The sequence below is a fragment of the Leptolyngbya cf. ectocarpi LEGE 11479 genome (genome assembly GCF_015207065.1).
In the GTDB taxonomy this organism is placed as follows: Bacteria; Cyanobacteriota; Cyanobacteriia; order Phormidesmidales; family Phormidesmidaceae; genus Leptothoe; species Leptothoe ectocarpi.
This window is the reverse complement of record NZ_JADEXP010000606.1, coordinates 1-1,706: the sequence shown is the minus strand read 5'-3', so window position 1 is coordinate 1,706 and position 1,706 is coordinate 1. Positions and strand designations below refer to the sequence as shown.

The following is a 1,706-nucleotide window of genomic DNA, read 5'->3' as shown; positions in this document are numbered from 1 at the left end:
TTGGGCACGACTGAGACTGCTAGTGTAGGCTTTAGGCATGGCTCACGCAGGGCTAGAGATTTATGTAAACTTCAGCCTACACTGTGTGAGCTTTTTTACCCCTTGGAACCCTTTTCATACATCCTCTGAGAATTTTCTACAATGGGAAAATAGCTGACCCATAAACTCTTTGAGTAGAAAAGCTAGTGCCTTATATTTACCCACAATATTATCTATCGGCACTGTCTCAACCAGATTTTTGCGAGCTAACGTTTCTGGTCAGCGGTCACCAAACCTTTTGTATATCGCAAGTGACTTCAGCCAATCCGCTGCACCAGAGTTGTTGGATGGCATTGAGTTATGGCGCTAGTTCTTGCTGTCGATCTGGTACATCACCAGTTGGTACACCTGCTTCATCTGCTTTAGCAAGCATTATTGAATCGCCAGAAAGCAATTGAACAGCATTGTTGGGGTTAGATCGCTGCCATTCTAATGCTGAGGCAATAATACGATCATCTGTCACCTGTGGATCAAGCCAAGAAAGAGTTCGCTGAAAGTTTGGTTCACGAGCTGATACTCGAACATAGACCTTTCCTTGTACTCGGACTCCATCTGCTAATGATCCTTGATTTCGCCATCCCTTTATCCGATTGGAAAAAGTACGTGCCTTCTTTTGCACTGCGGAGACACGATGGTTTATCTTGTGTTCATCCAATTCGCTAAGGACTCCTGGAACAAGCAGCACGATAAATTCATCCGTACCCAATACTTCAGTCCAAGAAGGCAGTTCCTGATTACGGAGGATTACGTTCGTATCGGGGATAACCACCAAAGGTCCATCAGACATAAATGGAGCTAGCAGATCGAAGATTGGTTGAACATGTTTGCGAAATACTGATGGGGCATCTGTCAGGCTTTTAGGAATCGAAAAGTCTGCTTCAGATCTATCCAGCCATTTTGTAATGTTCTCAGCTGCTTTTTCCAAATCTTGGCGGGATTTTCCAGTGTCTTCAGTAAAAAGTAGTCGGGCTTTCTCCAGCCATCGATTCCACTGCTCCAAAACTTTACGCTGGCGACGACGTCCTTCATCGTTAAGAGTTGCCCAAGATGAATCCGGCACAATTGTCAGAATAGCAAAACCTGTCTCACGTGATAGCCGCTCAACTTTGTGAGGATCGTAGTTAACATCCGAAACTTCTATCAACTTATCAGTTGATTCAACAATCTTTTTGAGATCACGATGGAGTAGTTGTGTGTATGTCATCATATGCAATGACTTTATAAATTTTAGTATCTATATTATCGAAAAGACTGCACGATGAACCGAGCCCTGCTGACTGCTGCCGTCCAACGGTGCCCATCACCCGCTGTAGATAACCTCTACGTCGTACCGAGCCATTTTTCGCCAGTCGGTGTGCATGGGCATTGTTAGGCTGAGATCGCTTACTTAAAATTTTATGAGGAGGGTGCGTTCCCAATAATCTATCGATGGGTTAGTAGGCGTTGCACTAGGGAAAGGACTCTACAAAATCGCCGGTCACACTGTTGTGAAAAGGGGAAGATGGCATGCGAATCGTACATCTACAAAGTCAATATTACCAATAGTCCGGACAGAAAAGCGAGAGAAATAGCCAGAAAAGCTATTCAGGCACTAAGGTTTTGTTAACAGACAAACCCACCTGAATAGCCATGACATGCATCATACCGGGTCTACTACGAAAAGTGGG

Annotated in this window: 1 protein-coding gene; it reads right to left on the bottom strand. The window is 44.5% G+C overall.

Features of this window, described 5'->3' with window-relative positions:
- Positions 1 to 337: 337 nt before the first annotated feature.
- Positions 338 to 1,246: a PIN domain-containing protein gene (locus tag IQ260_RS30400; protein WP_193996772.1), complete on the bottom strand. Its 909-nt coding sequence runs from the start codon at positions 1,244 to 1,246 to the stop codon at positions 338 to 340.
- Positions 1,247 to 1,706 lie beyond the last annotated feature (460 nt).